The sequence below is a fragment of the Oceanicella actignis genome (assembly GCF_900111545.1).
Classification (GTDB): Bacteria; Pseudomonadota; Alphaproteobacteria; order Rhodobacterales; family Rhodobacteraceae; genus Oceanicella; species Oceanicella actignis.
The window spans coordinates 400,797-425,042 of sequence record NZ_FOHL01000002.1 but is presented as its reverse complement, the minus strand read 5'-3'; the positions used below and the strand labels follow the sequence as shown (position 1 = coordinate 425,042).

Below are 24,246 nucleotides of genomic sequence, written 5' to 3'. Positions count from 1 at the left end.
GAAGTTGATGACGAAGACAACCGGCCAGGACTCCAAGAACACCCTCTACTGCTCCTTCTGCGGGAAGAGCCAGCACGAGGTTCGCAAGCTCATCGCGGGGCCCACGGTCTTCATCTGCGACGAGTGCGTCGAGCTGTGCATGGACATCATCCGCGAGGAGGCGAAATCCTCGCTGGTGAAGTCCTCGGACGGCGTGCCCACCCCGCAGGAGATCTGCAAGGTCCTCGACGACTACGTGATCGGCCAGGAGACCGCCAAGAAGGTGCTCTCGGTGGCCGTCCACAACCACTACAAGCGGCTGCACCACGCCCAGACCAAGGGCGACGTCGAGCTGTCGAAATCGAACATCCTGCTGATCGGCCCGACGGGCTGCGGCAAGACGCTGCTGGCGCAGACGCTGGCGCGCATCCTCGACGTGCCCTTCACCATGGCCGACGCCACGACGCTGACCGAGGCGGGCTATGTCGGCGAGGATGTCGAGAACATCATCCTCAAGCTGCTCCAGGCCGCCGACTACAACGTCGAGCGCGCCCAGCGCGGCATCGTCTACATCGACGAGGTCGACAAGATCAGCCGCAAGTCGGACAACCCCTCGATCACCCGCGACGTGTCGGGCGAGGGCGTGCAGCAGGCGCTGCTCAAGATCATGGAGGGAACGGTCGCCTCGGTGCCGCCCCAGGGCGGGCGCAAGCATCCCCAGCAGGAGTTCCTGCAGGTGGACACGACCAACATCCTCTTCATCTGCGGCGGCGCCTTCGCCGGGCTGGACAAGATCATCGCCCAGCGCGGCAAGGGTTCGGCCATCGGCTTCGGCGCCGAGGTGCGCGCGGAAGACGACCGCGGCGTGGGCGACATCCTGCAGGATCTCGAGCCCGAGGATCTGCTCAAGTTCGGCCTCATCCCCGAATTCGTCGGCCGCCTGCCCGTGATCGCCACGCTGCGCGACCTTGACGAGGACGCGCTGGTCACCATCCTCACCCGGCCCAAGAACGCGCTGGTCAAGCAGTATCAGCGCCTGTTCGAGATGGAGAACGTGAAGCTCAGCTTCACCGAGGACGCGCTGCGCGCCGTCGCCCGCAAGGCGATCGAGCGCAAGACCGGCGCGCGCGGCCTGCGCTCGATCCTCGAGAACGTGCTGCTCGACACCATGTTCGAGCTGCCGGGCTCGGAGGGCATCGAAGAGGTGGTGGTCAACGCCGACGTGGTCGAGGGGCGCGCCAAGCCGCTGCTGATCTACGCCGACAAGGCGACCGAGAAGGCCGGCGCCGGCGCCTGAGCTCGGGCGGATCCGGGAATGCCGGCGCCGAGGCCCCGAGCCGGGCGAGGAAGCCGGGGCGCGGGGTCCGGCGGGTTCGGGAAAGCCCGAGCGCCGGCGGCGCCGCGCAACATCTTGGGGCGTCGCGCGGCCCGAACGCCGGATCTGGCGGCGGCGCGCAGCCGCGCCGCGCGTCCGCGCCTTGAAACGCCGCGCCGCGGCCACCACATATCACGGCAACGCATCCATGGGAGCGCGCCGGTCGCCGTCGAACGGGGCCGCGCGCTCTGCAAGAAGGAAACGCCATGACCGAACATTCCACCCAAACCCATGTCACGCTGCCGGTCCTGCCGCTGCGCGACATCGTGGTCTTTCCGCACATGGTCGTGCCCCTGTTCGTCGGCCGCGAGAAATCCGTGCGGGCGCTCGAGGCGGTCATGCGGGACGACAAGCAGATCATCCTGGCCAGCCAGATCGACGCGGCCGAGGACGATCCCGGCCCCGACGGCATCTACAAGACCGGCGTCGTGGCCAATGTGCTGCAGCTGCTCAAGCTGCCCGACGGCACCGTCAAGGTGCTGGTCGAGGGCCAGAGCCGCGCGCGCATCGAGAAGTTCCTCGAGGTTGACGGGCATTTCGAGGCCGAGGCCGAGCTCGTCCCCGACGAGCTGGGCGACCCCGCCACGGTCGAGGCGCTGGTGCGCTCGATCGGCGAGGAGTTCGAGAAATACGCCAAGCTCAACAAGAACATCTCGGACGAGGCCGTCGCCGCCATCGAAGAGACCGAGGACCCCGCGCGCCTGGCCGACGTGATCGCCAGCCATCTGGGCATCAAGATCGCCGAGAAGCAGAAGCTGCTCGAGGAGCCCACCGTCGAGAAGCGGCTCGAGGCCATCTACGGGCTGATGCAGGCCGAGATCTCGGTGCTCAAGGTCGAGCGCCGGATCAAGTCGCGCGTCAAGACCCAGATGGAGAAGACCCAGCGCGAGTATTACCTCAACGAGCAGATGAAGGCGATCCAGCGCGAGCTGGGCGAGGGCGAGGACGGCCGCGACGAGGCCGCCGAATACGAAGAGCGCATCAAGAAGACCCGCCTGTCGAAGGAGGCGCGCGAAAAGGCGCTGGCCGAGGTCAAGAAGCTGCGCCAGATGGCGCCGATGTCGGCCGAGGCCACGGTGGTGCGCAACTATCTCGACTGGCTCCTGTCCATTCCGTGGGGCAAGCGCAGCCGCATCAAGACCGATCTCGAGAACGCCCGCCGGATCCTGGACGAGGATCACTACGGCCTCGAGAAGGTCAAGGAGCGCATGATCGAGTATCTGGCCGTGCAGGCGCGCAGCCGCAAGCTCAAGGCGCCGATCATCTGCCTCGTGGGGCCGCCGGGCGTGGGCAAGACCAGCCTCGGCAAGTCGGTGGCGCGCGCCACCGGGCGCGAGTTCATCCGCATCAGCCTGGGCGGCGTGCGCGACGAGGCCGAGATCCGCGGCCACCGGCGCACCTATATCGGCGCCATGCCGGGCAAGATCATCCAGGCCATGAAGAAGGCCAAGACGATCAACCCTCTCATCCTGCTCGACGAGATCGACAAGATGGGGCAGGACTTCCGCGGCGATCCGGCCAGCGCGATGCTCGAGGTGCTCGACCCCGAGCAGAACGCCACCTTCATGGATCATTATCTCGAGGTCGAATACGACCTGTCGAACGTGCTGTTCTTCACCACGGCCAACACCTACAACATGCCCCGGCCGCTGCTGGATCGCATGGAGATCATTCCCATCTCGGGCTACACCGAGGATGAGAAGATGCAGATCGCGCGCCGTCACCTCCTGCCCAAGCAGGAGAAGGCACATGGCCTGAAGAAGGGCGAGTTCGCGCTCACGGACGAGGCGCTGACCTTCATCGTGCGCCGCTACACCCGCGAGGCGGGCGTGCGCAACCTCGAGCGCGAGCTGGCCAAGCTGTGCCGCAAGGCGGTGACCGAGATCGTCAAGGGGCAGGCCGAGAAGATCGTCGTCACCCCCGAGAAGGTCGAGGAGTATCTGGGCGCGCCGCGCTTCAAATACGGCCTGGCCGAGGAGACGGACCAGGTCGGCGTGACCACCGGCCTGGCCTGGACCGAGGTCGGCGGCGACCTTCTGTCGATCGAGGCGCTCAAGCTGCCCGGCAAGGGCCGGATGAAGACCACCGGCAAGCTGGGCGACGTGATGAAGGAATCGATCGACGCGGCCTCGTCCTATGTGCGCTCGAAGGCGGTCGAGCTGGGCGTCAAGCCCACCGTGTTCGAGAAGGTGGACATCCACGTCCACGTTCCCGACGGCGCCACGCCCAAGGACGGCCCCTCGGCCGGCATCGCCATGGTGACGTCGATCGTCTCGGTTCTGACCGACATCCCGGTGCGCAAGGACGTGGCCATGACGGGCGAGGTCTCGTTGCGCGGGCATGTCCTGCCCATCGGCGGGCTGAAGGAGAAGCTTCTTGCGGCGCTGCGCGGCGGCATCCGCACGGTGCTGATCCCGAAGGACAACGTGAAGGACCTGCGCGAGATCCCCGACAACGTGAAGGAGGGGCTCGAGATCATCCCGGTCGAGAACGTCAGCGAGGTGCTGGCCATCGCGCTGACGCGCAAGCCCGAGCCGATCGAGTGGTCCGAAGAGGACGAGCCCGCCGCGCCGGCCAAGGCCGAGCGCGCCGAGGAAAGAGAGATCCGGGCGCACTGAGCGCCCCGTCCCGAAACGGCGCGACGCGCCCTGGCCCCGCCGGCTTGTCCGGCGGGGCTTTTTCGCATCCGCGCCCTCGATTGCCGCAAACGCGCATCTCGCCGTCAGGCGCAGTTCATCCGCGGGCGTGAATCATGGAACCGGCCCGGGCCGCCCCGATCCGAGGCCCGATCCGAGGCCGGACCGATCCGAGGGAGAGCGATTTCATGACCAGAAGTTTCGCCATCTGCGCCGCCGCCGCGCTTGGCGCCGCCCTCGGGGCCGCGCCGGCGCAAGCCTATGAGGTCTTTTTCGGCGCCGACCCCGGGGCGGGCGGCGCCATGGTCGCGGGCGGGGCGAGCGCCGCGCGCGCGGCCTTCCTGGCGCGCCTCGACGATGCGGGGATCGAGGATTTCGAATCCTGGACCGAGGACGACGTGCTGCCGGCCGAGCTCCGCCCCGCCGTCTTCGCCGGACCGCCCGGCCCGACGACCGCGACTCTGACGCCGGGCGATGCGGGAACGCTGGCGCGATCGACCGCGCTTGTCACGAACATCGCCGACGACGGCGCCTTCCCCGCCTCGGGCGATCGTTACCTGTTCGTCAGCCAGGCCAGGAACCTCGAGGTCGTTCCCATCGGCGAAGAGCGGCCCGAAGATCCGCCGGCGCTGATCGTCGATTTCGGCGCGCCGGTTTCGGCCTTCGGCTTTTACGGCATGGGGATGAGCGACCATTTCTGGGGCGCGCAGGTCAACCTCATCCTCTCGAACGGCGACGAATTCGCGGTGAGCCCGACCGACCCCGCGCCCGAGGGCGACCTTCTGTTCTTCGGCATCGCGGCGCAGAGCGCGGCCGAGAGGTTCTCGCGCGTCGTCTTCGAGGTGCGGCCCTTGGCGGGCCTGGGCACGACGGGCGATACGACCGATCCCTTCGGCCTCGACGATCTGATCGTGGGCGCCCCGCGCGCGGCCTCGCCGCCGGCGGGCGTGCCGCTGCCCGCCGCGGGGCTGTTGCTGACGGCGGGCATCGGCGCGCTGGCGGGATTGGGGCGCGGGCGGGCGCGCGCGGCGCGTCGACCCGGGGGCCTCGCCGCGGCGGGAGGGCGGCCGGATTGACCCTGCGCGCCGCCTGGCCTAAGCACGGATGGCCGGGCGGTTAGCTCAGCTGGCAGAGCGCCTCGTTTACACCGAGGATGTCGGGAGTTCGAACCTCTCACCGCCCACCATATCTCGTCGCGCGCCTTGTGGCGGCCGACGAAATCCCGTATCTGCTGACTCCCGTGACGACGCGCCGGACGGCCCCGCGGCCCCGAGCGCGTCGCGGCGATTCATGGCCCCCCGCGGGGCGCAGGGCGGCGCTCGTTCCGCCCCGCGCGCGGGACGGCAAGCAACGGGACGACACGCATGGCGCGCTACATCTTCATCACCGGCGGGGTCGTATCGAGCCTGGGGAAGGGCCTGACCTCGGCCGCCCTGGGCGCGCTGCTTCAGGCGCGCGGATACTCGGTGCGGCTGCGCAAGCTGGACCCCTATCTGAACGTCGATCCGGGCACGATGAGCCCCTTCGAACATGGCGAGGTCTTCGTCACCGACGACGGCGCCGAGACGGATCTGGACCTTGGCCATTACGAGCGCTTCACCGGCGTGGCGGCGCGCCGCACCGACAGCGTCTCGTCCGGGCGCATCTACTCGAACGTGCTCGAGAAGGAGCGGCGCGGCGACTATCTGGGCAAGACCATCCAGGTCATTCCCCACGTCACCAACGAAATCAAGGACTTCCTGGCCATCGGCGATGACGAGGTCGATTTCCAGCTGTGCGAGATCGGCGGCACGGTGGGCGACATCGAGGGGCTGCCCTTCTTCGAGGCCATCCGCCAGTTCGCCCAGGACCGCCCGGCGGGCGAGTGCATCTTCATCCATCTGACGCTGCTGCCCTGGATCGCGGCGGCGGGCGAGCTCAAGACCAAGCCCACGCAGCACTCGGTCAAGGAGCTGCGCGCCATCGGCATCGCCCCCGACATCCTTGTGTGCCGCGCCGAGCACCCGATCCCGGCCAAGGAGCGCGCCAAGCTGGCGCTGTTCTGCAACGTTCGCCCCGAACGGGTCATCGCGGCGCTGGACCTGAAGTCGATCTACGAGGCGCCGCTGGCCTATCACGCCGAGGGGCTGGACCAGGCGGTGCTGGACGCCTTCCGCATCTCGCCCGCGCCGCGGCCCGATCTGCGCAAGTGGCAGGAGGTGGCCGAGCGCGTCAACAACCCCGACGGCGAGGTGCGCATCGCCATCGTCGGCAAATACACCCAGCTCGAGGACGCCTACAAGTCGATCAACGAGGCGCTGACCCATGGCGGCATCGCCAACCGCGTGCGCGTGCGCGTCGAGTGGATCGACGCCGAGATCTTCGAGAGAGGCGATCCCTCGCCGCATCTCGAGGGGTTCCACGGCATTCTCGTGCCCGGCGGCTTCGGCGAGCGCGGCACCGAGGGCAAGATCAACGCCGCCCGTTTCGCGCGCGAGCGCAAGATCCCCTATCTGGGCATCTGCCTGGGCATGCAGATGGCGGTGATCGAGGCGGCGCGCAATCTGGCCGGCGTGCGCGACGCGGGGTCCGAGGAGTTCGACCACGAGGCGGGCGCGCGCCGCTTCACCCCGGTCATCTACCACATGAAGGAGTGGCTCGAGGGCGACCGCAAGGTCACGCGCTCGGAGACCGACGACAAGGGCGGCACCATGCGCCTTGGCGCCTACGAGGCCGTCCTGGCCGAGGACAGCCGCGCCGCGCAGATCTACGGAACCACCCGCATCAGCGAACGGCACCGCCACCGCTACGAGGTGGACATCGCCTTCCGCGAGAAGCTCGAGAAGCACGGGGTCCGCTTCTCGGGGCTGTCGCCCGACGGCAAGCTGCCCGAGATCATGGAGATCCCGGACCATCCGTGGTTCATCGGCGTGCAGTTCCACCCCGAGCTCAAATCCAAGCCCTTCGATCCGCACCCGCTGTTCCGCAGCTTCGTCAAGGCGGCGGTCGAACAGTCGCGCCTGGTCTGACGGCGCGATCGCCCGCAGGCCCTGCGGCGGGGCGGCCCGAAGCCGGACGCGCCCGAGGGGGCGTCGGGGCCGCGGGCCTGCGCCGCGTCGCGCGCCCTCGGGGGCGGCGGGGTCCGGCTTGGCGGCTGCGCGCCGGACGCGCTTGACGGCGCGTGGGCGGCGGCCCCACCGTCGGGCGCGATGGCGTCAGAGCGCCTGAAACAGGGCCCGCAGCACGCGCCATGCGAGGCGGCGGGGTTCGGCGTCGGGCGCGGCGCAGTCGGCTTAGCGCCGCGTCGCGCGCGCAGGGCGCGCCAGAGGGCGCTTCGGGCGGGCGCGACGGCCTCAGAGCGTCTGCAACAGGGCCCGCGCGCGCGCGCCATGGGGGCCGTCGGGGTCCAGCTCGACGGCGCGGCGCAGGCGGCTGCGCGCCTCGTCGCGCGCGCCCAGCCGCGCCAGCACCGCGCCCAGATCGGCCAGGATCTCGGGCTGGTCGGGCGCCGAGCGGGCCGCGGCCTCGAGCCGCGCGCGCGCCTCGTCGAGGCGCCCGGCGCGCATCAGCGCCACCCCCAGCGTGTGCGCGACCGCGGGATGGGCGGGGTTGATGCGCGCGGCCTCCTCGGCGGTCTCGAGCGCCTCTTGCGCGCGGCCCATGCGCAGCAGCACCAGCGCCAGATTGTTGAGCGCCGGCCAGTGCCCGCGCACCTGCGCGATCAGGGCGCGGTATTGGGCGGCGGCTTCGTCGTCGCGGCGCGCGGCGTCCAGCAAGGTCGCAAGGTAGAAGCGCGCGGCGGCGTTCTCGGGATCGACCTCGACCGCGCGGCGGGCGAGCGCGATGGCGTCGTCCCGATCGCCCGCGGCGGCGGCGGTCCGCGCCGCTTCGTGCAGCGCGACCGGGTCCGAGGGCCCGCGGCGCAGGGCCTCGTCGGCGGCGGCGCGCGCGGCGGCCAGATCGCCCAGATCGCGTTCGAGCCGCGCGCGCGCCGCGGGGCCAAGGGGCAGGGCGGGCCATTCGCGCGTCAGCCGCTCGAGCGTGGCGCGCGCCCCGGCCGCGTCGCCGGCCTCGGCGCGGATCTCGGCCAGAAGGCGCAGCGCCTCGGGCGTCGCCGCCTCGCCCTGCGTCGCCTCGGCCAGGATCGCCGCGCCTTCGGCCGGGCGCCCGGCGCGGCGCAGAACCGTCGCCATGCGCAGCGCGACCGCCAGCGGATCGGCCGCCAGCGGCCGCGCCTTGCGCAGGGTCTCGACGGCCTCGTCGGCGCGACCCTCGCGCGCCAGCTGGTCGGCGATGTGGATCAGCGGCGCGGGGTCGGCGGGGTCCAGCCGCGCGGCTTCGCGCAGCGCCTCCATGCCCTCGGCCGCGCGCCCTTCGGCGATCAGCGCCAGGCCGCGGCCCATCTGCGCGCGCGCGTCCTCGGGCGCCAGGGCGGCGGCCAGCTCGAATTGCTTGAGGGCCAGCGCCGGGCGGCCCGAGCCCAGATAGGCGTCGCCAAGGGCCTTGTGCGCCTCGGGAAAGCGGCTGCGGTCGTTCTCCCACGGCGCCAGCAGGCCGATGGCGCGCGAATGGGCGCGCTTGAGGTTGTAGAGCGCGGCCAGGTTCACGCGCGCGCCCGGCTCGGCGCCGGCGCTGGGGGGCAGGGCGGCTTCGTATTCGCGGATGGCGGCGTCGATCTGGCCGCGCGCCTGCAGCAGCGCCGCCAGGCGCAGGCGCGCCGCGGTCAGCGAGCGGTCGCGGCGCAGGGCCTCTTCCAGCGCCTGCTGCCCCTCGTCCTCGCGCCCGAGCGCCAGCAGCGCAAGCGCGCGGCGGTGGTGCAGGTCGGCCGAGGCGGGGTCGCGCTCGAGCGCCCGGTCGAAGACCTGCAGCGCCTCTTCGGCGCGGCCGTCGCGCAGCAGCGCCTCGCCCAGAAGCGACATGGCCCGGGCGTCGTCGGGGCTTTGTTCGAGATGCGCGCGCAGCAGGCCCGCGGCCTCGGCGGCGCGGCCCTCGGCCAGCAGCCGGGCGGCGCGTTCGAGCGTGCGGGTCTGCTCGCGCTGTTGCGCGCCGCCGAGCGGGTCGATCACCGCCGCCGCGGCGCACAGGGGCGCGGCGGTCAGGGCCAGAGCGGCGAGCGCCCCAAGGGCGGGACGGCGGAAGAGGGGGTCGGTCATCGGGCGCCTTTCCTGCGGCTCCTGCGGCGCCGCCCGCCGGAGGGCGTGGGGCGCGCGCCTTCAGCCTAACCGCCGTTCGGCCTGCGTTCAACGCAGGCGCGCCGACGGTTTGATCGCCGGGGCCGATGGGTTATGTTGGCAGGCGGGCGCCCGGCGCCCCGGATTGCGTGACGAAGGAATTCCGTGCCCATGACCAGTTCCGCCGACGCCGCCGCGCAGGGCGCGCGCCCCTCGCCCGCCGGGCCCGTCTGGCTTGGCCTTTGCCTGCTCGCCTCGGCGCCGATCTTCTGGCCGGGGATCGAGTCGCTGCTCAAGGCCTGGAGCACGCCCGAATACAGCCACGGGCCGGTGATTCCGCTGCTCTCGGGCTACATGTATCTGCGCGAGATGCGCGACGTGCCGCCCGCGCAGGGCCCCATCCGCGACCGCGGCAAGGGGCTGGCGGTGCTGGCGCTGGGGCTGTTCCTGGCGGTGGCGGGCAATCTGGTGCGCATTCCCGACATCGTCACCTACGGCATGATCGTCTGGATCTTCGGCATGATCCTGACGGCCTACGGATTCCGTCGCGGGCTGACCTTCTGGCCCTCGGTGCTGCACCTGGTGTTCATGCTGCCCTTGCCGCAATTCCTCTACTGGCAGGTGACGGTGGGGCTGCAGCTGATCTCGTCGCAGATCGGGGTCGAGCTGATCCGCCTGGCGGGGGTGCCGGTGTTCCTGGACGGGAACGTGATCGACCTGGGCGTCTACAAGCTTCAGGTCGCCGAGGCGTGCTCGGGGCTGCGCTACCTGTTCCCGATCATGTCCTTCTCCTACGTGTTCTGCGTGCTCTACCGCGGGCCCTGGTGGCACAAGGCGGCGCTGCTGCTGTCGGCCATGCCGCTGGCGGTGCTGATGAACTCGATCCGCATCGGCGTCATCGGCGTGCTGGTGGACCGCTACGGCATCGGCATGGCCGAGGGCTTTCTGCACCTGTTCGAGGGGTGGGTGATCTTCGCCGCCTGCATCGCCCTTCTGTTCCTGCTGGCCTGGACGCTGCAGCGGCTGCAGCCGCGGCCCATGCCGCTGGCCGAGGCGCTGGACCTGGATTTCGACAACGTGCTGCCGCAGCTGCGCCGCGCCTTCGACATCGCCCCGGGGCGCGCGGCGCTGGCGGCGCTTGCGCTGACGGCGGGAACCTCGGCGGCCTGGGCGCTGGCCCCGGGCGCCGACCGCGCCGCGGTCCCGCGCGAGCCTTTCGCGCTGTTCCCGCGCCAGCTGGGCGAATGGCGCGGGGCAAGCGGCCTGCTCGACCGCGACATCGAGCGCGTGCTGGGCGCGGACGACTACTACACCGCGCTTTACGCGCGTCCGGGCGATGCGGACGGGGTGGATTTCTTCGTCGCCTATTACGACAAGCTGACCGAGGGCGGGGGCATTCACTCGCCCGAAGTGTGCATTCCCGTCGGCGGATGGGAGATGTCGCGCATCGCGCTGCAGGAGCTGACCTTCCCGCCCGAGACCGGCATCGCGCCCTTCGTCGCCAAGCGCGCCGTCATCCAGAAGGGCGAGAACCGCCAGCTGGTCTATTACTGGTTCGAGCAGCGCGGGCGGCGCATCACCAACGACTTCCTGGCCAAGGCGCTGGTGGTGTGGGATTCGCTGCGGCTGGGGCGGACCGACGGCGCGCTGGTGCGCGTGATCACCCCCATCGGCCGGGGCGAGAACGCCATGGCCGAGGCCGAGGCGCGCCTGCGCGACTTCCTGGCCGAGGCGCTGGTTCCGCTGCCGCGTTTCGTGCCGCCCCACCCGCCGCTGGCCGATCCGCGCGCGGGCTGAGGGGCGCGGTCCAAGGGGCGGGCCGGCCGGCCGCCGGGCTGGCGGCGACGAGGACCGCCGGGGAGCCGTGGGACCGGGGGAAGACCGGGCGAATCGGGCCGCGGCGCGCGGGCGGGGCGTCAGTCCAGCTTCTTGACCCGCAGGCGCGTGATGCGGTTGCGCTTGCGCTCGAGCACCTCGAAGCGGAAGCCGTGGAAGCTGAAGATCTGCCCCGGCGTCGGAATGGCCTGCGCCTCGTGGATCACCAGCCCGGCGACGGTGTTGGCCTCGTCGTCGGGCAGCGACCAGTCGCAGGCGCGGTTGAGGTCGCGGATGGTCATGGCGCCGTCCACGATGACCGAGCCGTCGGGCCGGCGCTCGAGCCCCTCGCGCGTGGGGTCGTGCTCGTCCGAGATGTCGCCCACGATCTCTTCGAGGATGTCCTCGAGGGTGATGAGCCCTTGCAGGTCGCCGTATTCGTCCACCACCAGCGCGAAATGGCTGCGGCGCTTGAGAAAGGCGCGCATCTGCTCGTCCAGCGAGGTGGTGTCGGGCACGAACCAGGGCTGCATGGCGATCGCCAGCGGGTCGAGCTTGCGCACCGCCGCGCTCCAGTCGCCGCCGTTCTCGCGCACCAGGCGGTTGACCTCGCGCAGCAGGTCCTTGGCGTGGATGACGCCGACGATGTTCTCGGGGTTGTCCTTCCAGATGGGCAGCCGCGTGTGGGTCGAGGCCAGGCACGCGTCGATCAGCTCTTCGGGCGGCAGCGAGGCGTCGATCATCTCGATGTTGCGCCGATGGGTCATCACCTCGGACACCTCGCGATGGCGCAGATCCAGCGCCGCCAGAAGGCGGTCGCGGTCGTCCTTGGCCACGGCGCCCTCGTGGTGGTGCATCACGATGGCCTCGGCGATCTCCTGATGGGCCAGCACCTTGGCCTCGGGGTCGGTGCGCACGCCCAGCAGCCCCAGAAACGCGCGCACGAAGCGCGACACCGCCGCCACCGCCGGCGCCAGCGCCCACACCAGCAGCGCGATGGGACGCGAGACGCGCTCGGCCGCCGCCTCGGGTTCGGTGATGGCGTAGGTCTTGGGCGCGACCTCGGCGAAGATGAGCACCAGCAGGGTCATGACCAGCGTCGCCAGCGCCACGCCCCCCTCGCCGAACAGCGCCGTGAACAGCGACGTCGCCAGCGCCGCCGACAGGATGTTGACCAGGTTGTTGCCCAGCAGGATCGCGCCGATCAGCCGCTCGGGCTCGCCGCGCAGGCGCAGCGCCAGCGCCGCCCCGCGCGATCCCTTCTCGGCCATGGCGTGCAGCTTGGCCCGGTTGGCGGCCGTCAGCGCCGTTTCCGAGCCCGAGAAGAAGGCGGACATCAGCAGCAGCAGCACGATCGCCGCGCCGTTCCACAGCACGGCGGGGTCGTCGAAGGCCATCAGGGCCAGGGCGTCGTCGGGCATGGCTTGCTTCCCTTGTTGGCGCGCAGCGCCCATATGCGCCCATCGCCCCCCGCGCGGCAAGAGCGCGCGGCGCGCTGGACAGCGCGCGCGGAATGAGGCATCAGAGGGGCCATGACCGCCGCCGCCAGAACCGCCGTTCACATCGCCGCAATCCGCATCATCCGCTGACTTGCCCTCCGCGGCGGCGCGTCCTTTCGAGCATCGGGAAGGCGGCCGGCGCCGCGGAAGGCGCCGCGCATCCGGGGCCTTGCCATGACCGAGCATCCCATCCGCCTTCGCAACTCGCTGACCGGCCGCAAGGAGGCGTTCGTCCCCATCGACTGGACGCGCGACATGCCCGACGAGTCGCGCCGCGTGCGCATGTATGTCTGTGGCCCCACCGTCTATGACCGCGCCCATATCGGCAATGCGCGCCCGGTGGTCGTCTTCGACGTGCTGTTCCGCCTGCTGCGCCGCCTCTACGGCCCCGAGCGCGTGATCTACGCGCGCAACATCACCGACATCGACGACAAGATCATCGACCGCGCGCGTCTTGCCGGCCGCCCCATCGAGGACATCACCCGCGAGACCGCCGCCTGGTTCGCCGAGGACATGGCCGCGCTCGGCGCGCTTGCGCCCACGCTTCAGCCGCGGGCGACCGAATGGGTCGGGCGCATGATCGCCATGATCGAAACGCTGATCGCCAGGGGGCACGCCTACGAGGCCGAGGGGCATGTGCTGTTCTCGGTCGACAGCTGGCCGCAATACGGGGCGCTCTCGCGCCGCTCGGTCGAGGACATGATCGCCGGCGCCCGCGTCGAGGTCGCTCCCTACAAGAAGAACCCCATGGATTTCGTGCTGTGGAAGCCCTCGACGCCCGAGCAGCCCGGCTGGGACAGCCCCTGGGGGCGGGGGCGTCCGGGCTGGCACATCGAGTGCTCGGCCATGGCGCAAGAGCTGCTGGGCGCCGATTTCGACATCCATGGCGGCGGCGCGGACCTGATCTTTCCGCATCACGAAAACGAGATCGCGCAGTCGTGCTGCGCCGCGCCGGGCAGCGGCTTCGCCCATGTCTGGATGCATAACGGCATGATCCGCGTCGATGGGCGCAAGATGTCGAAGTCGCTTGGAAACTTCATCACCGTCAAGGATTTGCGAGATGAAATTCATCCGCAGGTGATCCGCCTGACGCTGCTCTCGGTCCATTACCGCAAGACGCTGGACTGGACCGCGCAGCGCGTCGCCGAGATGGCCGAGTGGCTGGCCTCGGCCATCGCCGCCACGCCACCCGACTGGAACGGCGAAGAGCTGGGCCCCGTGCCCGAGCAGGTGATGCGCCGGCTGTGCAACGATCTCGACACCCACGGCGCCTTCGTCGAGATCGGCCTGCTGCGCACCGCCGCCGGGCCGGGCGGGCGCGACGACGCCGAGGCCTCGCGCCAGGTGGCCAGCGCGCTGGCCTTTCTGGGCTTCGACCGCTCGTGGCTGACGGCGCGCGAGGGCGCCGCCGCCCGCCGGCGCGAGCGCGCCGCGCCCCTCGTCGAAAGGCTGCTCGAAGAGCGCCGCGCCGCCCGCGCGGCGCGCGACTTCGCCCGCGCCGACGCCATCCGCGACCTGTTCAAGGCGGCCGGCGTGCTGGTCAAGGACACCCCGCAGGGCGCCGAGTGGGAGCTGGGCCCCGATTTCGACCCCGCCAAGCTGGAGAACGCGCAATGACCGCCCGCGAGCGTCTTTTCCTTTACGACACCACGCTGCGCGACGGCCAGCAGACCGCCGGCGTGGATTTCTCGGCCGAGGAGAAGGCCCGCATCGCCCGCGCGCTGGACGCGCTGGGGGTGGATTACGTCGAGGGCGGCTGGCCCGGCGCCAACCCCACCGACAGCGACTTCTTCGACGCCCCGCCCAGCCTGTCGCGCGCGCGCCTGACGGCCTTCGGCATGACGCGGCGGGTCGGGCGCTCGGCGGCCAATGACGACGTGCTGGGCGCGGTGATCAACGCCGGCGCCCCGGCGGTCTGCCTGGTGGGCAAGACCCATGACTACCACGTCACCGCCGCGCTCGGCGTCTCGCTGGACGAGAACCGCCAGGCCATCGCCGACAGCCTGCGCCACCTGGTCGCGCTGGGGCGCGAGGCGCTGTTCGACGCCGAGCATTTCTTCGACGGCTACAAGGCCAATCCCGATTACGCGCTGTCCTGCGTCGAGGCCGCCATCGAGGCCGGCGCGCGTTGGGTGGTGCTGTGCGACACGAATGGCGGCGCGCTGCCGCACGAGGTGTTCGAGATCACGCAGGAGGTCACGCGCCGCTTTCCCGGCGAGCGCATCGGCATCCATTGCCATGACGACGCGGGGCTTGCGGCGGCGAACTCGCTGGCGGCGGTCGATGCGGGGGCGCGGCAGATCCAGGGCACGCTCAACGGTCTGGGCGAGCGCTGCGGCAACGCCAACCTGGTCACGCTGATCCCGACGCTGCTGCTCAAGGCGCCCTATCGCGACCGCTTCGAGACCGGCGTCACCCCCGAGGCGCTGACCACCCTGACCTCGGTCAGCCGCATGGTGGACGACATCCTCAACCGCGTGCCCGATCGCCACGCGCCCTATGTCGGCGCGGCCGCCTTCACCCACAAGGCGGGGCTGCACGCCTCGGCCATCCTCAAGGACCCCTCGACCTACGAGCACATCCCCCCCGAGCTGGTGGGCAACGAGCGCGTGGTGCCCATGTCGAACCAGGCCGGGCAGTCGAACCTGATCCGCCGCCTGTCCGAGATGGGGATCAAGGTCGAGAAGGGCGACCCGCGCCTGGCGCGCATCCTCGATCTGGTCAAGCGGCGCGAGGACGAGGGCTACGCCTATGACGGCGCGCAGGCCAGCTTCGAGCTGCTGGCGCGGCGCGAGCTGGGCCTTCTGCCGCGCTTCTTCGAGGTCGAGCGCTACCGCGTCACGGTCGAGCGGCGGCGCAACGCCCTTCAGCGCGAGATCACCGTGTCCGAGGCCGTGGTGGTCGTGCGCATCGACGGCGAGCGGGTGATGAGCGTGTCCGAATCCCACGATCCCGTCTCGGACGCCGATCAGGGGCCGGTGAACGCGCTCAGCCGCGCGCTGGCCAAGGATCTGGGGCGGTATCAGAGCTATATCGACGACATGCACCTGGTGGATTTCAAGGTGCGCATCACCGGCGCGGGAACCGACGCGGTGACCCGGGTGCTCATCGACAGCGCCGACGGGCAGGGGCGACGCTGGTCCACGGTCGGGGTTTCGGCCAACATCGTCGACGCCAGCTTCCAGGCGCTGCATGACGCGCTGGTGTGGAAGCTGGTGCGCGATGGCGCGCCCGCCGCCGCATGAGCGCCCGCGCCCGCGCCCCCGCCCTCGACGCCGACGCCGACGCCGAGGCCTGCGCCGAGCTGCTGCGCCGCGGCGATCCCGACCGGCTGCGCACGGCGCTGGCGGCGGGGGACAAGGCGCCGCGGCTGCTGGGGCTTTACGCCTTCAACCTCGAGGTGGCGCGCATCGCCTCGGCCGCGCGCGAGCCCATCCTGGCGCAGATGCGGCTGCAATGGTGGCGCGACGCGCTCGAGCGGCTGCACGCCGGCGGCGCGGCGGCCGGCCATCCGGCGCTCGCGCCGCTGGCCGAGGCGATGGCCGCGGCGCGGCTCGATCGCGCCTTGTTCGACCGCTATCTGGACGCGCGCGCGCTTGATCCCGAGGGGCCCAGCTTCGCCGAGGAGGGGGCGCTGCACGCCTATCTGGCCGATACGGGCGGCGCGCTGATGCGGCTGGCGACGCGGGCGCTGCTGGACGGGGCCGACGCCGACGCCCTGGCCGTCGCGGACGAGGCCGCCGCGCATATGGGCTGGGCCTCGGCCGCGGCCAATCTGACGCGCGCGCTGCCCGCCCTTTACGCGCGCGGGGCCGAGCCCTTGCCGCTGGACGCGCCCGCCGATCGCGCGGCCATGGCCGAGGGGCGCACCCCGCCGGCCCTGCGCCCGGCGCTGGCGGCGCTGGCGCGCGCGGGGCTGGGGCGGCTGGCCCGGGCGCGGGCGCTGCGCCGGCGCGTGCCGCGCGCCGCGGCCCCCGCCTTTCTGGCCGGCTGGGAGGCCGAGCGCATTCTTCGCGCCGCCGCGCGGCCCGATTACGACATGTTTTCAGGGCATCAGGCGTCCGAGTTCAGACGCCGCGGCAGCCTGGCGCTGCGCGCGCTGACGGGGCTTTGGTGAGCGCGGCTCAGAGCTTGCGCATGACGTAGAGCGTCGCCTCGCGCCCATCCGGGGCCCGATGCAGACCGCGCTCCTTGACCTCGAGCAGCGCCGCGCCCGAGTCAAGCAGCTCGGTCAGCCGCGCCAGGCGCTCGCGCTCGGCCTCTTCGTCGATGGCGGTCGCGACCAGCCCTTGCGGCGCGGCCAGCGCCAGCGCGCCGTCCAGCAGCTCGGGCGGGGCGTCTTCGGGCGGGGTCAGCAGCACGACCCCGGCATAGCCCCCCGGCGCCGCGGCCGCGGCCGCGTCGGCCGGGTCCGCCTCGATCAGCCGGCGATAGGCGCCCACGGCCTGCGCCTGCGCCAGAAGCGGCTTGCGCGGGTCCAGCCCGTCGATGGCGCGAAAGCCCAGATCGCTCAGCGCCGCGCCGGTCAGGCCGGCGCCGCAGAATAGGTCGAGGATCGGCGCGCCGCGATCGGGGATCAGCTCGGCCAGCGCCGCGGCGGCGCGCAGATGCGCGTCCGCGCGCGCGGCGTCGGTCGATGGTGCAGCGTTCATGTTCATGGCATCCTCCCACAAAGTCATTTTCCGACCTTGGGGGGCGCAAGTCAAACCGGCGCCGCCGCGGGGGCGAGCCGCGCCCATTCGCGCCACAGCGGCTTGGCGCGTTCGGTGTAGGCGCGCGCGCGCTCGCGCTTGCCGCGCCGCCCGCCGCGCGCCCCGTCCAGCGGCGGGAACAGGCCGAAATTCACGTTCATGGGCTGGAAGGTCTCGGCCTCGGCCCCGCCGGTGATATGCGCGTGCAGCGCGCCGATGGCGGTTTCGCGCGGGGGCGGGGGCAGGGGGCGGCCCAGCCGCTCGGCCGCGGCCAGACGTCCGGCCAGCAGCCCCATGGCGGCGCTTTCCACATAGCCCTCGACGCCGGTGATCTGGCCCGCCAGGCGCAGCCGCGGATCGGCGCGCAGGCGCAGCTCGGCGTCCAAAAGCCGGGGGGCGTTGATGAAGGTGTTGCGGTGAATGCCGCCAAGGCGCGCGAAGCGGGCGTTCTCGAGCCCCGGAATCATCCGGAAGACAGACACTTGCGCGCCGTGCTTCATCTTGGTCTGGAAGCCGACCATGTTGTAGAGCGTGCCCAGCGCGTTGTCGCGGCGCAGCTGCACCACGGCGTAGGGCTTGACGTCGGGCTGGTGCGGATTGGTCAGCCCCACGGGCTTGAGCGGACCGTAGCGCAAGGTCTCGCGGCCGCGCTCGGCCATGACCTCGATGGGCAGGCAGCCCTCGAAATAGGGGGTGTCGCGCTCCCAGTCCTTGAACTCCGTCTTCTCGGCCGCCAGCAGCGCGTCGACGAAGGCCTCGTATTGCGCGCGGTCCATGGGGCAGTTGAGATAGGCGGTGCGCTCGGCCTCGGTCTCGCCCTTGTCGTAGCGCGACTGGAACCAGGCCTTGGACATGTCGATGCTGTCGGCATGCACGATGGGCGCGATGGCGTCGAAGAAGGCCAGCCCGTCCTCGCCGGTCAGGGCGCGCAGGCGCTCGGCCAGCGCGGCCGAGGTCAGCGGACCCGTGGCGATGATGACGCTGCGCCAGCTTTCGGGGGGCCAGTCGATTTCCTCGCGGCGGATCTCGATCAGCGGGTGCGACTCGAGCGCGGCGGTCACGGCGGCCGAGAAGGGCTCGCGATCGACGGCCAGCGCGCCGCCGGCGGGCACGCTATGCCGGTCGGCCATGCGCATGATCAGGCCGTCGGCCTCGCGCATCTCCCAGTGCAGCAGGCCCACGGCGTTCGTCTCGTCGTCGTCCGAGCGGAACGAGTTCGAGCAGACCAGCTCGGCCAGCCCGTCGGTGCGATGGGCGTCGGTGGCGCGCACGGGGCGCATCTCGTGCAGGATGACGGGCACGCCCATGCGCGCCGCCTGCCATGCGGCTTCGGAGCCGGCCATGCCGCCGCCGATGATGTGAACGGGTTCGATCATGGCGCCCATGTAGGGCTTTTCGCGGGGATTTGCAAAGTCATCCGCGCTGCGCTTCGGCCAGGCCCGCGGCGACCGGAACCGAGGCCGCGCTCATCAGCGCAAGCGCGGCCAGCGCCGCGGCGGGTCCGGCCAGCTGCGCCAAGAGCCCGAAGCCGCCCCCCAGCAGCAAGAGCGCGCCGATCGCCGTGTTCGCCAGGGCCACAAGGCGCGCGCGCTGTTTCTCGTCGGTCATGTCGGTCAGATGCACCTTGCGCGAGACGCGCCCGCCCGCATGCGCCAGCTGAAGGGCGAACAGCGCCCCCGCCGCGGCCCATGGCCCCGCCCCCGCGCCCTGAAGGGCGGTGATGAGCGCGCCCGCGCCCAGCGCCGCCGCGCCCAGCGCGCCCGCGGCCATCATCGCCCGCCGGCTCGAGCGGTCGGCCGCGCGGCCCCACACATAAGAGGACAGCGCCGCCGCCAGCGCCGAGGCCAGCACCAGCGGGCCGAGAGCCCCCGCCGCGCCGCCGCCCTTCAGCGCGGCGGCGCCCATGACCAGAAAGGGCGGACCCAGCGCCGTCGCCGCCAACAGGCCCCGCGCGGCGACGAAGCGGCGAAAATCGCCCGGGCGAAGCAGCGGCGCCAAGGGCGGCCAGGCGTCGCCGCGCCCGGCGTCCTCCGGCCCCGCGGGCGCGCCAGGCTCTTCCTCGAGACGCAGAAAGACCGCGGCCGCCGCCAGCCATGCCAGGCCCGCCAACGCCGCGGCGCCCGCCAGCGCCGATTGCGTCTGCGGCACGATCCCAAGCCAGAGCAGCGCGCCGAAGGCCAGCGCTCCGGCCGAGCCCGCCGTCGCCGCCACCCCCGTGACCGCGCCGCGCCGCGTCTTTCCGACGGTGCGGGCCAGCGCGTCCTTGTGGCTGACCGAACAGGCGGCCCGCGCCACGGCCAGCGCCGCCAGGCACAGCGTCGCCGCAATGCCCGCCGCCCAGCCCGACAGCGTCGCGCCCGCCGCCGCGATCCCCAGCGCCGCCGCGCCCTGGCCCGCCGCGCCCAGGGCCCAGACGCGCTTGCGCAGCGGCGCGCGGCGCACCCGCTCGGCCAGGGCGATCTGGGGCAGCAGCGCGCCGGCCTCGCGCACGGGCGCCAGCGCGCCGATGAAGGCGGAGGGCGCCCCGGCGGCGCTCAGCAGCCAGGGCAGGACCAGCTTGGGGTCGATGAGCGCGTCGGCCAGCCGCGTCAGCGTCAACGCCGCGACGTGGCGCAGGAAATCGCGCGGCTCGGCCGCCCGCGGCGCAGGAGCGCCAGGCCCCGAGGGCGCCAGCGCGCGGAAGATGACCTCGCTCATCGCCATGCGCGCAGCATAGGCCGCGCCGCGCGGCGGCGGCAAGAGCGCGCCACGGGCGCGTCGGACGCGGCGCGGGCGCGTCTGGGGAACGGGGCGGGGGCGCTGGGGCGCGGGCACATGGCGCAGGGCGCGGCGCGGGGCCGCGCCTTTGACGCCGGGCGCCTCAGCCCTCGGCCGGGTCCGCGCCCGGCTCGTCGCCCGGCTTCGACGCCGCCGCCTCGGACGATGCGGGGGCGGCCGCAGGGGCATCCTCGGAATCGGCCGCGGGCGCCGCGCGCTCGTCCTCGCCATGCTCGGCGATGCGGGCGGCCGAGACCACGCGCTCGCCCTCGGCGATGTCGAGGATCTTGACCCCGCCCGCCGCGCGCGAGCGGAACGAGATGCCCGCCACCGGGCAGCGGATCGACTTGCCCGCATCGGTGGCCAGCATGATCTGGTCGTCCGGCTCGACGGGGAAGGCGGCGACCAGAAGCCCGCCGCGCATGGCCCGGTCGATGGCCGCCACGCCCTGGCCGCCGCGCCCGCGCACGGGGTAGTCGTGGCTGGAGCTGAGCTTGCCCTGGCCGCGCTCGGTGACGGTCAGGATCAGCTCTTCGGCGGCCGACATCTGCGCGTAGCGCTCGGGCGAGAGGGGCGCGTCGGCGGCGGCCTCCTCCTCGTCGGCGTCGAGCTCCTCCTCCTCGGCGGCGCCGGCCATCATGCGGCGCATCTTCAGATAGGCTGCGCGCTCTTCGGGCGTCGCCTCGAAATGGCGCAGGATCGACATGGCCACCACGCGGTCGCCCTCGGCCAGGCGGATGCCGCGCACGCCCGTCGAGTCGCGGCCCTTGAACACCCGCACCTCGCCGACCGGGAAGCGGATCGCCTTGCCCTGGGCGGTGACCAGCATCACGTCGTCGTCCGGCGCGCAGATGCGCGCGTTCACCAGGCTGACGCCCTCCGGCAGCTTCATGGCGATCTTGCCGTTGGACTTGACGTTGGTGAAGTCGGACAGCGCGTTGCGCCGCACCTGACCGTCCGAGGTGGCGAAGAAGATGTGCAGCTTGTCCCAGTCCTGTTCGGGCGCGTCCACGGGCATGATCGCGGCCACCGAGACCCCCTGCGCGATGGGCAGGATGTTGACGATGGCCTTGCCGCGCGCGTTGCGCCCGCCCGGCGGCAAGCGCCAGGTCTTGAGCTTGTAGACCATGCCGTCGGTGGTGAAGAACAGCAGCTGCGTGTGCGTGTCGGCCACGAACAGGCGTGTGACGAAGTCCTCGTCCTTGGTCGCCATGCCCGCCAGGCCCTTGCCGCCGCGCGCCTGCGCGCGGTAGTCGACCAGCGGCGTGCGCTTGATGTAGCCCTGGTTCGTGACGGTGACGACCATGTCCTCGCGCTCGATCAGGTCCTCGTCGTCGAGATCGCCCGCATAGTCCACGATCTGGGTGCGGCGGGGCGTGCCGAACTCTTCCTTCACGGCGCGCAGCTCGTCGGCGATGATGCCCAGGATCCGCTCGCGCGAGCGCAAGATGTCGAGATAGTCGGTGATGCGCGCGGCCAGATCGCGCAGCTCGTCGGTCACCTCCTGCACGCCGAGCGCCGTCAGGCGCTGCAGCCGCAGGTCGAGGATGGCGCGCGCCTGCGTCTCGGACAGGCGGTAGGTCCCGTCCTCGGCGACCATGTGGCTCGGATCGTCGATCAGGCGGATGTAGGGCGCGATGCCGGCGGCGGGCCAGTCGCGGGCCATCAGCCGCTCGCGCGCGGTCTGCGGATCGGGCGAGGAGCGGATCAGCGCCACCACCTCGTCCACGTTCTCGACCGCGACGGCGAGGCCGCACAGCACATGGGCGCGCTCGCGCGCCTTGCGCAGGTCGAAGGCGGTGCGGCGGGCGACGACCTCTTCGCGGAAGGCGAGGAAGGCGGTCAGAATGCCGCGCAGGTCCAGCTGCTCGGGCCGGCCGCCGTTCAGCGCCAGCATGTTGCAGCCGAAATGCGTCTGCATCGGCGTGTAGCGGAACAGCTGGTTGAGCACGACCTCGGGGGTCGCGTCGCGGCGCAGCTCGATGACCACGCGCACGCCGAAACGGTCGGATTCGTCCTGGACGTGGGCGATGCCCTCGATCTTCTTCTCGCGCGCCAGCTCGGCGATCTTCTCGATCATCGTCGCCTTGTTCACCTGGTAGGGAATTTCCTCGACGATGATGGCGTAGCGATCCTTGCGGATCTCTTCGACGCGGGTCCTGGCGCGCATGATGACGCTGCCGCGCCCCTCGTGATAGGCCTTGCGCGCGCCGGCGCGGCCCAGGATCAGCCCGCCGGTGGGGAAGTCGGGGCCGGGGATGTGCTCCATCAGCTCCGAAACCGTCAGGTCGGGGTTCTCGATCAGCGCCAGCGTCGCGTCCACCACCTCGCCCAGATTGTGGGGCGGGATGTTGGTGGCCATGCCCACGGCGATGCCGCCGCCGCCGTTGACCAGAAGGTTGGGAAAGCGCGCGGGCAGGACGACGGGCTCGCGGTCCTTGCCGTCGTAGTTGTCCTGGAAATCGACCGTGTCCTTCTCGATGTCGGCCAGAAGCGCCTGCGCCGCCTTGGCCATGCGCACCTCGGTGTAGCGCATGGCCGCGGGGGCGTCGCCGTCCATCGAGCCGAAATTGCCCTGGCCGTCCAGGAGCGGCAGGCGCATCGAGAAGTCCTGCGCCATGCGCACCAGCGCGTCGTAGATCGCGCTGTCGCCATGGGGGTGATATTTGCCCATCACGTCGCCCACGGGGCGGGCCGACTTGCGATAGGGCTTGTCGTGCGTGTTGCCGGTCTCGTGCATCGCGTAGAGGATGCGCCGGTGCACGGGCTTGAGGCCGTCGCGCAGATCCGGGATGGCGCGGCTGACGATCACGCTCATGGCGTAATCGAGATAGCTGCGCTTCATCTCCTCCTCGACCGAGATGGTGGGGCCGTCGTAGACGGGTTTCTCGGGCGCGGCTTCGGGCGTGTCGGAGGCGTCGGTCAAGGGCTCGTCCTGTTCGGGATCGTCGTTGAATCGCGGGCTTGTCGCGCGGCCCGCGCGCGGGCGCTTCCTTATAGGACGCGGGGCCGGCGGGGGCAATCGCCGCGGGGCTTTCGGGGGATTTCGCGGGGCCTTGGGGCGTGGCCCGGGCGGGCGGGCGCGGCGGCCCCGCGGGCGGCGCGGGCGGGGTCGGAGCGCGCGCGGGGTCAGAGCGCGCGCAGATCGCGCGCGGGGTCGGCCAGCGCCTCGGGGTCGGGGGAGTGGCCCGCCTCGAGCCAGCGCTTGCCGGTCATGTAGGCGCGCGGATCGTTCATCGCCTCGACGGCGACGAGGCGCGCGCCGCGGAACAGCCAGACCGACAGCGCCCCTTCGCGCGGGCCGGGGCGCGCGACGGCGCGGTCATGGCCCGCGCCCAGCCCGGCGATCTGCAGCTTGATGTCGTATTGATCCGACCAGAACCAGGGCGTCGGCGCGTAGGGGCGCGCGCGACCCAGCATGTTGGCCGCCGCCGCCTGCGCCTGGTCGATGGCGTTCTGCACGCTTTCGAGCCGCACCCGCGCGCCCTCGAAGGGAAACGAGGCGCAGTCGCCCGCCGCGAAGATGTCGGGGTCCGAGCTGCGGCAGAATTCGTCGACCGCCACGCCGTTCTCGCAGGCCAGGCCCGCCGCCTCGGCCAGCGCGACGTCGGGCGCGGCGCCGATGCCGATGACGGCGAAATCGGCCTCGAGGCGCGCGCCGTCGGTCAGCTCGGCGCCGGCGAGCGCGCCGTCGCGCCCGATCAGCCGCGCCACGCCCACGCCCTCGCGCAGATCGACGCCATGGGCGCGGTGCAGGTCGCGAAAGAACGCCGCCGTGCGCGTCGCGGCGACGCGGCCGAGGATGCGTTCGGCCGCCTCGACCAGCGTCACGCGAAGGCCGCGCGCGGCGCACACCGCCGCGACCTCGAGCCCCACATAGCCGCCGCCGACGATCAGCGCCCGGCGCCCGGCGCGCAGCTGCGGCGCCAGCGCGTCGGAATCGGCCATGCTGCGCAGGACGAACGCCCCCGCCAGATCGCCGCCGATGGCCGCGGGCAGGCGGCGCGCGCGCGCGCCGGTGGTCAGCGCCAGGCGGTCATAGGGCAGGGCGCGCCCGTCCTCCAGATGCACAAGCCGCGCGGCGCGGTCGATGCGCGCGGCCCGCGCGCCGCGGATCAGCTCGACGCCATGCTCGGCGTAATGGCTTTCGGGACGCAGGAACAGGCGTTCGCGCGGGAGCTCGCCCAGAAGGTATTTCTTGGACAGGGGCGGGCGCTGATAGGGCGGGGCGGGCTCTTCGCCCACAAGGGCGATGGGGCCCGCATGCCCCTCGGCGCGCAGCGCCTCGCACAGCGCCGCGCCGGCCTGCCCGGCTCCGATGACGACGATCCGCTCGGCCATGCA

The 24,246-nt window shown here is 72.0% G+C and carries 15 protein-coding genes and 1 tRNA gene; 9 read left to right on the top strand and 7 right to left on the bottom strand.

What is annotated here, in order from left to right; translation table 11 throughout:
- The first annotated feature begins 7 nt into the window (after positions 1–7).
- From clpX to BMW67_RS04570, 5 genes are all read left to right on the top strand, one after another.
- A complete protein-coding gene (clpX, locus tag BMW67_RS04590) occupies positions 8–1,276 on the top strand; it encodes an ATP-dependent Clp protease ATP-binding subunit ClpX (RefSeq protein WP_072745738.1) in 1,269 nt (422 codons plus the stop codon).
- A 284-nt stretch (positions 1,277–1,560) separates the two neighbouring features.
- On the top strand, positions 1,561–3,972 hold the full coding sequence (gene lon, locus BMW67_RS04585; RefSeq protein WP_072745739.1) for an endopeptidase La: 2,412 nt from the start codon (positions 1,561–1,563) through the stop codon (positions 3,970–3,972).
- A 206-nt stretch (positions 3,973–4,178) separates the two neighbouring features.
- Positions 4,179–5,066 (top strand): hypothetical protein, encoded by an 888-nt coding sequence (locus BMW67_RS04580; protein WP_072745740.1) that lies wholly within the window; start codon positions 4,179–4,181, stop codon positions 5,064–5,066.
- 34 nt (positions 5,067–5,100) lie between these two features.
- Positions 5,101–5,176: transfer RNA gene (locus tag BMW67_RS04575), tRNA-Val, on the top strand.
- A gap of 178 nt (positions 5,177–5,354) precedes the next feature.
- Positions 5,355–6,998: a CTP synthase gene (locus BMW67_RS04570; protein WP_072745741.1), complete on the top strand. Its 1,644-nt coding sequence runs from the start codon at positions 5,355–5,357 to the stop codon at positions 6,996–6,998.
- A 324-nt stretch (positions 6,999–7,322) separates the two neighbouring features.
- Here the strand turns inward: BMW67_RS04570 and BMW67_RS04565 are convergent, their stop codons facing one another.
- Positions 7,323–9,122, bottom strand: coding sequence for a tetratricopeptide repeat protein (locus tag BMW67_RS04565; RefSeq protein ID WP_072745742.1), 1,800 nt, complete (start codon positions 9,120–9,122; stop codon positions 7,323–7,325).
- A 189-nt stretch (positions 9,123–9,311) separates the two neighbouring features.
- On the opposite strand from BMW67_RS04565, the gene xrtD reads away from it, so the two are divergent.
- Positions 9,312–10,937, top strand: coding sequence for a VPLPA-CTERM-specific exosortase XrtD (xrtD, locus tag BMW67_RS04560; protein WP_072745743.1), 1,626 nt, complete (start codon positions 9,312–9,314; stop codon positions 10,935–10,937).
- 119 nt (positions 10,938–11,056) lie between these two features.
- On the opposite strand, the gene BMW67_RS04555 is transcribed toward xrtD, so the two are convergent.
- Positions 11,057–12,376: an HlyC/CorC family transporter gene (locus tag BMW67_RS04555; protein WP_370426832.1), complete on the bottom strand. Its 1,320-nt coding sequence runs from the start codon at positions 12,374–12,376 to the stop codon at positions 11,057–11,059.
- 252 nt (positions 12,377–12,628) lie between these two features.
- Here BMW67_RS04555 and cysS point away from each other — a divergent pair, with 252 nt between their 5' ends.
- Genes cysS through BMW67_RS04540 form a run of 3 tightly spaced genes read left to right on the top strand, consistent with a single transcriptional unit; the run spans position 12,629 to position 16,571 of the window.
- Positions 12,629–14,071, top strand: coding sequence for a cysteine--tRNA ligase (gene cysS / locus BMW67_RS04550; RefSeq protein ID WP_072745744.1), 1,443 nt, complete (start codon positions 12,629–12,631; stop codon positions 14,069–14,071).
- Entirely contained in the window at positions 14,068–15,699 is a 1,632-nt protein-coding gene (gene cimA, locus BMW67_RS04545; RefSeq protein WP_072745745.1) for a citramalate synthase, read from the top strand. The genes cysS and cimA overlap by 4 nt, the downstream gene beginning before the upstream one ends.
- Positions 15,696–16,571: a squalene/phytoene synthase family protein gene (locus tag BMW67_RS04540; protein ID WP_072745746.1), complete on the top strand. Its 876-nt coding sequence runs from the start codon at positions 15,696–15,698 to the stop codon at positions 16,569–16,571. Before cimA ends, BMW67_RS04540 begins: the two co-directional genes overlap by 4 nt.
- A 7-nt stretch (positions 16,572–16,578) precedes the next feature.
- Here the strand turns inward: BMW67_RS04540 and BMW67_RS15660 are convergent, their stop codons facing one another.
- From BMW67_RS15660 to BMW67_RS04515, 5 genes are all read right to left on the bottom strand, one after another.
- Positions 16,579–17,112, bottom strand: coding sequence for a class I SAM-dependent methyltransferase (locus BMW67_RS15660; protein WP_072745747.1), 534 nt, complete (start codon positions 17,110–17,112; stop codon positions 16,579–16,581).
- Between the two features lie 44 nt (positions 17,113–17,156).
- Positions 17,157–18,521 carry a methylenetetrahydrofolate--tRNA-(uracil(54)-C(5))-methyltransferase (FADH(2)-oxidizing) TrmFO gene (gene trmFO / locus BMW67_RS04530; protein ID WP_072746078.1) on the bottom strand — a complete coding sequence of 455 codons (1,365 nt, stop codon included), beginning with the start codon at positions 18,519–18,521 and terminating at the stop codon, positions 17,157–17,159.
- A 37-nt stretch (positions 18,522–18,558) separates the two neighbouring features.
- The gene (locus BMW67_RS04525) at positions 18,559–19,848 is read right to left on the bottom strand and encodes a hypothetical protein (RefSeq protein ID WP_072746079.1); all 1,290 of its coding nucleotides are present in this window, start codon (positions 19,846–19,848) and stop codon (positions 18,559–18,561) included.
- Positions 19,849–20,005: 157 nt separating this feature from the next.
- Positions 20,006–22,747 carry a DNA gyrase subunit A gene (gene gyrA / locus BMW67_RS04520; protein ID WP_245728464.1) on the bottom strand — a complete coding sequence of 914 codons (2,742 nt, stop codon included), beginning with the start codon at positions 22,745–22,747 and terminating at the stop codon, positions 20,006–20,008.
- 284 nt (positions 22,748–23,031) lie between these two features.
- Positions 23,032–24,243, bottom strand: coding sequence for an NAD(P)/FAD-dependent oxidoreductase (locus tag BMW67_RS04515; protein ID WP_072745748.1), 1,212 nt, complete (start codon positions 24,241–24,243; stop codon positions 23,032–23,034).
- Positions 24,244–24,246 lie beyond the last annotated feature (3 nt).

What these genes read in the sequence shown, in the direction of transcription:
- BMW67_RS04570 (WP_072745741.1), top strand. Translation starts at nt 5,355, where the DNA reads ATGGCGCGCTACATCTTCATCACCGGCGGGGTCGTATCGAGCCTGGGG.
- BMW67_RS04580 (WP_072745740.1), top strand. Translation starts at nt 4,179, where the DNA reads ATGACCAGAAGTTTCGCCATCTGCGCCGCCGCCGCGCTTGGCGCCGCC.
- BMW67_RS04555 (WP_370426832.1), bottom strand. Translation starts at nt 12,376, where the DNA reads ATGCCCGACGACGCCCTGGCCCTGATGGCCTTCGACGACCCCGCCGTG.
- BMW67_RS15660 (WP_072745747.1), bottom strand. Translation starts at nt 17,112, where the DNA reads ATGAACATGAACGCTGCACCATCGACCGACGCCGCGCGCGCGGACGCG.
- gyrA (WP_245728464.1), bottom strand. Translation starts at nt 22,747, where the DNA reads ATGAAGCGCAGCTATCTCGATTACGCCATGAGCGTGATCGTCAGCCGC.
- clpX (WP_072745738.1), top strand. Translation starts at nt 8, where the DNA reads ATGACGAAGACAACCGGCCAGGACTCCAAGAACACCCTCTACTGCTCC.
- BMW67_RS04565 (WP_072745742.1), bottom strand. Translation starts at nt 9,122, where the DNA reads ATGACCGACCCCCTCTTCCGCCGTCCCGCCCTTGGGGCGCTCGCCGCT.
- cysS (WP_072745744.1), top strand. Translation starts at nt 12,629, where the DNA reads ATGACCGAGCATCCCATCCGCCTTCGCAACTCGCTGACCGGCCGCAAG.
- BMW67_RS04525 (WP_072746079.1), bottom strand. Translation starts at nt 19,848, where the DNA reads ATGGCGATGAGCGAGGTCATCTTCCGCGCGCTGGCGCCCTCGGGGCCT.
- BMW67_RS04540 (WP_072745746.1), top strand. Translation starts at nt 15,696, where the DNA reads ATGAGCGCCCGCGCCCGCGCCCCCGCCCTCGACGCCGACGCCGACGCC.
- lon (WP_072745739.1), top strand. Translation starts at nt 1,561, where the DNA reads ATGACCGAACATTCCACCCAAACCCATGTCACGCTGCCGGTCCTGCCG.
- cimA (WP_072745745.1), top strand. Translation starts at nt 14,068, where the DNA reads ATGACCGCCCGCGAGCGTCTTTTCCTTTACGACACCACGCTGCGCGAC.
- xrtD (WP_072745743.1), top strand. Translation starts at nt 9,312, where the DNA reads ATGACCAGTTCCGCCGACGCCGCCGCGCAGGGCGCGCGCCCCTCGCCC.
- trmFO (WP_072746078.1), bottom strand. Translation starts at nt 18,521, where the DNA reads ATGATCGAACCCGTTCACATCATCGGCGGCGGCATGGCCGGCTCCGAA.
- BMW67_RS04515 (WP_072745748.1), bottom strand. Translation starts at nt 24,243, where the DNA reads ATGGCCGAGCGGATCGTCGTCATCGGAGCCGGGCAGGCCGGCGCGGCG.